Origin of the sequence: Pseudodesulfovibrio sp., from assembly GCF_028692895.1 — a bacterium.
In the GTDB taxonomy this organism is placed as follows: Bacteria; Desulfobacterota; Desulfovibrionia; order Desulfovibrionales; family Desulfovibrionaceae; genus Pseudodesulfovibrio.
On record NZ_JAQUWN010000053.1, the window covers coordinates 15,937 to 23,448 of the forward strand.

6 protein-coding genes are annotated in these 7,512 nt (G+C 68.1%); 5 read left to right on the forward strand and 1 reads right to left on the reverse strand.

The annotated features are described in order from the left end of the window. Positions 1 to 499: 499 nt before the first annotated feature. On the reverse strand, positions 500 to 1,846 hold the full coding sequence (rimO, locus tag PHP91_RS12720) for a 30S ribosomal protein S12 methylthiotransferase RimO (protein ID WP_300141180.1): 1,347 nt from the start codon (positions 1,844 to 1,846) through the stop codon (positions 500 to 502). A gap of 100 nt (positions 1,847 to 1,946) precedes the next feature. On the opposite strand from rimO, the gene PHP91_RS12725 reads away from it, so the two are divergent. From PHP91_RS12725 to PHP91_RS12745, 5 genes are all read left to right on the forward strand, one after another. Further along, positions 1,947 to 3,428: an ATP-binding protein gene (locus tag PHP91_RS12725; RefSeq protein WP_300141183.1), complete on the forward strand. Its 1,482-nt coding sequence runs from the start codon at positions 1,947 to 1,949 to the stop codon at positions 3,426 to 3,428. Positions 3,429 to 3,470: 42 nt separating this feature from the next. Next, positions 3,471 to 4,079, forward strand: coding sequence for an RdgB/HAM1 family non-canonical purine NTP pyrophosphatase (rdgB, locus tag PHP91_RS12730; RefSeq protein WP_300141186.1), 609 nt, complete (start codon positions 3,471 to 3,473; stop codon positions 4,077 to 4,079). A gap of 161 nt (positions 4,080 to 4,240) precedes the next feature. Next, positions 4,241 to 4,795, forward strand: coding sequence for an RNA 2',3'-cyclic phosphodiesterase (gene thpR, locus PHP91_RS12735; protein WP_300141189.1), 555 nt, complete (start codon positions 4,241 to 4,243; stop codon positions 4,793 to 4,795). Positions 4,796 to 4,827: 32 nt separating this feature from the next. Further along, entirely contained in the window at positions 4,828 to 6,000 is a 1,173-nt protein-coding gene (locus PHP91_RS12740; protein WP_300141192.1) for a DNA polymerase IV, read from the forward strand. Positions 6,001 to 6,141: 141 nt separating this feature from the next. After that, complete coding sequence (locus PHP91_RS12745) at positions 6,142 to 7,422, forward strand: hypothetical protein (RefSeq protein WP_300141195.1); 1,281 nt, start codon at positions 6,142 to 6,144, stop codon at positions 7,420 to 7,422. Positions 7,423 to 7,512 lie beyond the last annotated feature (90 nt).

A 7,512-nucleotide genomic window follows, 5' to 3' on the forward strand; every position in this document is an offset into this window, starting at 1 on the left:
CCCGCTCGCGTCGGCACAGCCACCCACTTCTCCGAAAATTATTGGTGCGACAGCGTGAGAATTCGGCCCGGAGCGTCCAGCGACGCTCCGGGCTTTCGCGCGTGCGGTGTCGGATGGGAGTCCGCGCCCGTCCAGGGCGGCCCGACCGACTGCCGTCCGCGTCCAGAAGCGTCTCGGCAGCGGCCGCGACTTTCGCTTCCCGCCACATCCTTCCCCACTCCCCCCCAAAAAATATCCGGCTGGGGCCGAAGAAAGCGGCGGACGGTGTTTCGGCAAGCAGTGCGTCGTTGGGCCGTTTTCTTCGGCCCCAGCAGTTGCCCGGCACGGCGGGGTCGGGCGGGCGGCCCGTCCCCGCGCATGAGCCGCTTGGCCAGGCTACGCCCCCGCGAAAGCGGGGAATGGATTCCAAAGGCGTTGCCTTTGGCGGGTCCAGGGCAGCGCCCTGGCCTCCCCGGAGGGGCCGCCGGAGGCCTCCCCCATGACGTTCTCTCGCCCGCCGCTACACCAGCCCGGACAGGTCGTAGGTGTCCGCGCGGTCGATTTCCACGTCAACGATGGCGCCGGGGGTCAGGTCGGTGTCGGGCGGGGCGGAGACGTAGGTGATGCCGTCCACTTCCGGGGCCTGGAACCAGGCGCGGCCGGTGTAGAGGCCGGGCCATTCGTCGGACGGGGCTTCGATGAGCACGGGCAGGGTTTCGCCCACGTAGTTCGAGAGAATGTCGGCGCTGATGGACGCCTGGAGCTCCATGAGGGCGTCGCGGCGGGCGAGTTTTACCTCGTCCGGGACCTGGCCGTCCATTTCGGCGGCCGGGGTGCCTTCCTCGGGCCAGTAGGGGAAGACGCCGAGGTGGTGGAAGCGGGTTTCCTCGACGAAGCGCAGGAGTTCGGCGAAGTGTGCGTCGGTCTCGCCGGGGTAGCCCACGATGAAGGTGGTGCGCAGGGCGGCCTGGGGGAAGAAGGCGCGGACGCGGTCCACGACCCGGCGCGGGTCGCGGGCGAAGGGCCGGCCCATGGAGGCGAGCACGTCCGGGTGGGCGTGCTGGAGCGGAATGTCGAAGTAGGGCAGAAGCGGGGAGCCGAGGTCGCGCAGGAAAGCGAGGAGGTCCTCGGTGAGTCCGGCCGGATAGAGGTACATGAGCCGGAGCCAGCGCAGGGCGGGGATGGAGGCCAGGTGGGTAAGGAGTTTTTTCAGGTCGTCGCCGTTGTCCAGGTCCGAGCCGTAGGCCGTGGCGTCCTGGCCAACGACCACGATCTCCGGCACTTCGGCGGCGAGCTGTCCGGCCTCGGCAGCCAGGAATTTGACGGGCCAGGAGAGGTGCGGGCCCCGGATGGAGGGGATGGTGCAGAACCGGCAGTTGTGGGAGCACCCCTCGCTGATTTTGAGATAGGCGTAGGCCGGGGCGGTGGAGACGCGCCGGGGCATGTCGCCGCCCGGGGCGGGGATGGCGAGGGCGCGCCCGGCCAGGGCGCGGGCGGCCCGGCCCGGCCAGGTCTCGATCTCGTCGGTGGCGAGCCAGAGGTCGACCTCGGGAAGTTCGGCCCTCAGGTCCGCGCCGTATCGGCTGACCAGGCAGCCCGCCACGGCGAGCAGGGGCTTGCGGCCGGTCGTCTCGGCGGTTTCGGCGGCGTCGTTGATCGCCTCCAGGATGGTGTTGACCGATTCCTCCACGGCAGGCCGGATGAAGCCGCAGGTGTTGACGAGGACGAGGTCCGCGTCGGCGGCCCCGTCGGCCGGGGTCATGCCCCGGCCCAGGGCGCCGAGGAGGCGCTCGGTGTCCACCCGGTTTTTGGGGCAGCCCAGGCTGATGGTGTGAACGCGTATCGGGGAGTCTGTCTTGCGCGGCATGGCATTATCCTTTGATATGGGGGGGCGAATGTTGTACGTTGGTGCTTCCATCCACGGTGCGCTCCGCTGGGGGCGCAGACGCTACGGAAGGAGGTTTATTTTGTCCGCATCCTACATCGACAACAAGCGCTATGTCATCGGCGTCATCGGCGACATCCCGGCCTTACTGACATTTTGGCAGATGTTCAAGGACCAGACCAACGACCAGGCCCTGCGGGACATCGGCGTGGTGGCGGCGGCCCTGCCCGGCGAGTCCGTGCTGCCCGAGGCCCACGACGGCGACCGGCGCATCCCCACCTATGCGGGATACCGGGCCATGCTGGAGAGCCATCCGGAGATCAACATGGTCATCGAGACCACGGGGCGCGCCCAACTGGTGCACGAGCTGCGCGGGTGGCTGCCCGCCTCGGTGACGCTGGTGGAGCGCTCGGCGGCCACCTTTTTCATCAACCTGTTGACCACGGAACGGATCTGGGTGGCCTGCAAGGCGGACCTGCTCCACACCCAGAACATGCTCAAGACCATCATCGACCAGATGGACCAGGAAATCCTTTTCCTGGGGCATGACGGCCTGGTCGTCGGCATGAACAAGACCCTGGCCGACCGCATGGGCGTGCCCAAGAAGGCGATCATGGGCCACTCCTATCGCGAGATCATCCCCGGCATCGAAAACCCGGAGGCGGGCTACGAGCGGGAGCCCTTCGCCGCGGTGCTGAGCGCGCGCGTCCCGGCCGAGACCGTGACCAGCCAGGTGGGCGAGGACGGCCGCGTCCAGTATTTCCGCATCTACATGTTCCCGATTTTCGACGAAGACGGGGCGACCGTGAACCATGTGGTGGCGCTGAGGCGCGACATCACCCAGCGCGCCTTTATCGAGAACCGGCTTCAGCAGGCCGAGAAGCTCGCCTCCATCGTGGAGCTTTCTTCGTACATGGCCCACGAAATCCGCAACCCGCTCTTCACCATCTCCGGCTTCGCCAACTCGCTGATGCGCACCGAAGGGCTGGACGAGACCGCGCGCGAGAAGCTTTCCATCATCCTGGCCGAATCCCGGCGGCTGGACGAGATTCTCAAGGCGCTGATGAACTTCACCCGGCCCACCGAGGCCCAGGTGGCCGAGGTGGACGTCAACTCCCTGGTGACCGCCACCATGGACGTCATGCGGCTGCCCTGCGACAACCAGGGCGTGGAGGTCGTGGTCTCCCTGGACGCCACCGTGGCCCTGGCCCGGGCCAACCCGGACCTGATAAAGCAGTGCCTGATCAACCTCATCAAGAACTCGCTGGAGGCCATGCCCGAGGGCGGCAAGCTCATCGTCAGCACGGCCATGCACCGCAAGTTCGTGCTCCTCTCGGTGGAGGACACGGGCGTGGGCATCCCGGCCGAGATCCGCGACAAGATCTTCAGCCCCTTCTTCTCCACCAAGGGCAAGGGGGCCGGGCTCGGGCTCGCGCAGACGCACAAGATCGTCGACGAGATCGGCGGCGAGGTGGACCTCGCCAGCCGCGAGGGCGTAGGCACCAAGGTCTCGCTGCTCCTGCCGCCCCTGCTCAAGGTTGCGGAAACCGGCGAGGACGGGTAAGGACAACCCCCTGAACCAAACCACCTCAGGGGGAAGCCGCCAATGGACGCCATCGTTCTCGCCACGCAAAACAAGGGCAAGATCCGCGAGCTTTCGGTCATGCTCGAACCGTTCGGCGTGGCCGTGCGGAGCCTCGCCGAGTTCCCGGAGATCGGGGACATTCCCGAGACCGGGGAGACCTTCCTGGAAAACGCGCGCATCAAGGCCCGGGCCGTGGCCGAGCTGACCGGCCTGGTGGCCGTGGCCGACGACTCGGGCATCGAGGTCGACGCCCTGGACGGCCGGCCCGGCGTCTATTCCGCGCGCTACGCCGGCGAGCCCAGCGACGACAAGGCCAACAACGACAGGATGCTCGCCGAGATGAGGGACGTGCCCGACGACAAGCGCACCGGCCGCTACCGCTGCGTCATGGTCGCCCACGCGCCGGGCGGCGAGGAGATTCACGCCGACGGCTCCTACGAGATCCGCGTGGGCCACGACTTCCGGGGCCGGGGCGGGTTCGGCTACGACGTCATTGTCATCGACCCCGAGGCGGGCCGCCACGTGGCCGAGCTGGACCCCGAGGTCAAGAACGGCCGCTCCCACCGGGGCAAGGCCATGCGCCGCCTGCTTGCGCAGTGGCCCGGCTTCTGGGCCAAGGTTAACGGGTAGCGGACTGTTGAAAAACGGCGAGCTGCCGCGTTGCTGCAAAAGGTTCAAATCCTCGCGTACAGGAAGTACGCTTCGGCCTTGAACCTTTTTTGCGCCTTGCATCTCACCATTTTTGAACAGTCCGCTTCTCTCCTGTTTTCAACGTCAGGCGGGCGGGGGCCGTGTTGAGGCTCTTCGTCGGCATCCCCGTGCCCGGCGAGTGCCGGGAGGCCCTGGCCGGCGCCGTCCGCGCCCTGGCCGAGGCGGCGGGCGAGGGGCTGCGGCCCACCCGGCCGGAAAATTTCCACCTCACCCTCCAGTTCCTCGGCGAAACCCCGGACGACCGGGTCGCGGCCGTGGCCGACGCCCTGGCCGCCGTCGTGTTCTCTCCCTTCATCCTGCGGCCCGGCCCCGTCGGCTGCCTGCCGGACTGCCGCCGTCCCCGCGTCATCCACGCGGGCGCGGCCCTGGGCGGGGAGGAGTGCGCCGCCCTGGCCGGACGGGTGCGCGACGCCACGGCCCCCCTGGGCTACCCGCGCGGCAACCAGTTCACGCCCCACCTGACCCTGGCCCGAATCAAGCGGCCCGGCGGGGTGGACTGGCGCGTCCTGACCGCCGGCTTCCCGGCGGCCCTGCCCGCCTTTTCCGTGGACCGTTTCGTGCTCTGGCGCAGCGAGCTGACGCCCGCCGGGCCCATCTACACGCCCCTGCGCGCATACCTTCCGGCCGCCCCCTAGCCCCCGGCTTTTTCCTCGGCTACAATGGGGCCATGCAGCCCTGGATTCTTCATATTGACATGGACGCCTTCTTCGCCTCAGTGGAGCAGCTCGACAACCCCGAGCTGCGCGGCAAGCCCGTGGTGGTGGGCGGCACGTCCGACCGCTCCGTGGTCTCGGCCGCCAGCTACGAGGTGCGCAGGTTCGGCGTGCATTCGGCCATGAGCATCGTCAAGGCGCGCAAGCTCTGCCCGGACCTGGTCATCGTGCCTGGGCGCATGGGACGCTACAAGGAAGTCTCGCGCCGGGTCATGGCCGTGCTCGGTGAGTTCTCCCCCCTGGTGGAGCAGGCCAGCGTGGACGAGGCCTACCTGGACGGCACGGGCCTGGAGCGGCTCTTCGGGCCCGTGGAGGAGCTGGGCAGGAGGATCAAGACGCGTGTGCGCGAGGAGACCGGCCTGACCTGCTCGGTGGGCGCGGCCCCGGTCCGGTTCCTGGCCAAGATCGCCTCGGACCTGGACAAGCCGGACGGATTGGCCATTATCCGGCCCGGGGCCGTGGCCGACTTCCTGCGAACCCTGCCCGTGGGCAAGGTGCCTGGCGTGGGCAAGAAGCTGGTGGAGACCCTGACGCGCATGGGCGTGCGCACCTGCGGCGACATCCTGAAGCGGGACCGCGCCTTCTGGGAGACGCGGCTGGGCAAGTACGGCGGGGTGCTCCACGACCGGGCCCGCGGCCTGGACCCCAACCCGGTGGAGCCGGGCGGCGAGGCCAAGAGCTCCAGCGCCGAGAACACCTTCAGCGAGGACACCTCGGACCGGGCGGAGCTGATCCGCTGGCTGCTGGCCCAGTCCGAGCGGGTGGGCGCGGACCTGCGGGCCCACGGCTACCGGGGGCGGACCGTGACCCTCAAGGTCAAGTACGCGGACTTCACCCAGATCACCCGCAGCCGCAGCCTCCCGGCCCGCACGGACAACACCGCGCTTATTTTCGAGACCGCCCGCGAACTGCTGGCCGAGCTGGAGCTGCGGCGGGCCGTGCGCCTCATCGGCGTGGGCGTGTCCAACTTCGAGCCGCGCGCCCGGCAGGTCACGCTCTTCGAGGAGGCCCCGCGCTCCGGCGAGGCGACCAGCGAGCTGGACCGGGCCGTGGACCGGGTGCGCGAGCGCTTCGGCTCCGGGGCCGTGACGCGAATGGACCTGCTCGGATTCCGCAAAAAGAAGTGAAATTCCGGCGGGCCGCGGCCTCCCGGGCGGCTCGGACCGGTATCACTTGCCAAACCTGGGGAACATTACTACATAACACTCTTGAAGTAAGAACCACCGCCAATGCGGCGGAAAGACGTCATCGACGCGATGAAGGGGACCATGAACAAACACAAGACTCCGGCGCTGCTCGCCCTGTGGCTGGCGCTCGCCGTCCTCCTGTGCGCCTTCCCGGCCCTGGCCGAGGACGAATCCGAAGGGATCATGAACGTCAAGCTGGCCAAGGCCCCCGAGCCCCTGGCCAAGCCCGTGGAACAGTCCATCGACTCCCTGTTCGCTCTGTTGCAGGACCGGCAGGGGGCTTTGGACGAGGCCGCCATCGAGCCCATGCTCGATTTCGTGCTCAACGGCCCGGCCGACCCCAAGGACATCAGTCCTGCCCGCCGGTTCGGCGGCCAGGGCATCTGCCTGCGCCAGGACGTCTCCACGGACCTGGACACGATCCTGCGCTATTTCTACAACCCTGACATTCCCAACTTCCTGCTCTGTCCCGCCGTGCTCCGGCTCTCGGGCTGGCGTGAGGGGTGCGAGTTCCTGACCCGGCCGACCAAGCTCTGGGACGACCTCAAGGCCCTGGACCGGCCCGTGCTGGTGCGCGGCAAGGAGTTCGAGGTCAACACGCCCGACTCCTTTGCCGAGGCCTACTACAAATACGATCTCGACCGGCTCATCATCCTGCTCAAGTACAAGGGCAGGAACGTGGCCATCTCCATCTCCGAGCAGAAGGACCAGTCCGACGTGGGCCGCAAGGGAGCCATCCTGGACGACAGCCAGTGGGAGTATTTCTATTCCGGCATCGAGGGGCTGAACAAGGGCCTCATCGGCTGGATGGACACCTTCATGTACCAGTCCGCCTCGGTCCAGGTGTTCCTGGAGCGGGACGCTGCCGCGCCGCGGAGCACGGTGTTCCTGTTCAAGTGGCTCAACGCGGGCTGGATGGGCTCCAACGTGGTCAAGCGTTCGCACATCTACGACGGCAGCCTGCGCTACGCCCGCTCGTTCTGCAAGGTGCTGGAGAGCGCCAGTCTGACCCCCGAGGAAATGGCCGCGCAGATCCGCCCCGTGCTGGACATGAACAACGCCCAGGTGAACGCCAAGATTCAGGAATACGCGCGCAACTTCGAGATTCGCTTCAAGGACAGCCCCAAGCTCAAGCCGCGTTCCTACGCCAAGATCGTGGCCGACGGCGGCTACGCCGAGGTGCTGGACGACGAGGCCCGGCGTTCCGTGCTTGCCCTGCAAAAGCTGAAGTCCCTGGTGGGCATGGAGACCCTGGTGGACCTGGCCACCTCGCCGGTGGCGGCCGCCCCGGCCCGGCCCGCGCCCGCGCCCGCGCCCGCAGCACCGGATGCGGCCACGGTCGAGGCCAAGCCGGAGAGCTAGCCAAAGGGCCCGTTGCGGGATACATTGACGGCACGTCGCGTGGGCGGCGTGCCGTTTTTCTTTTTTCGGACAAGGAGACTGCCGTGCAGA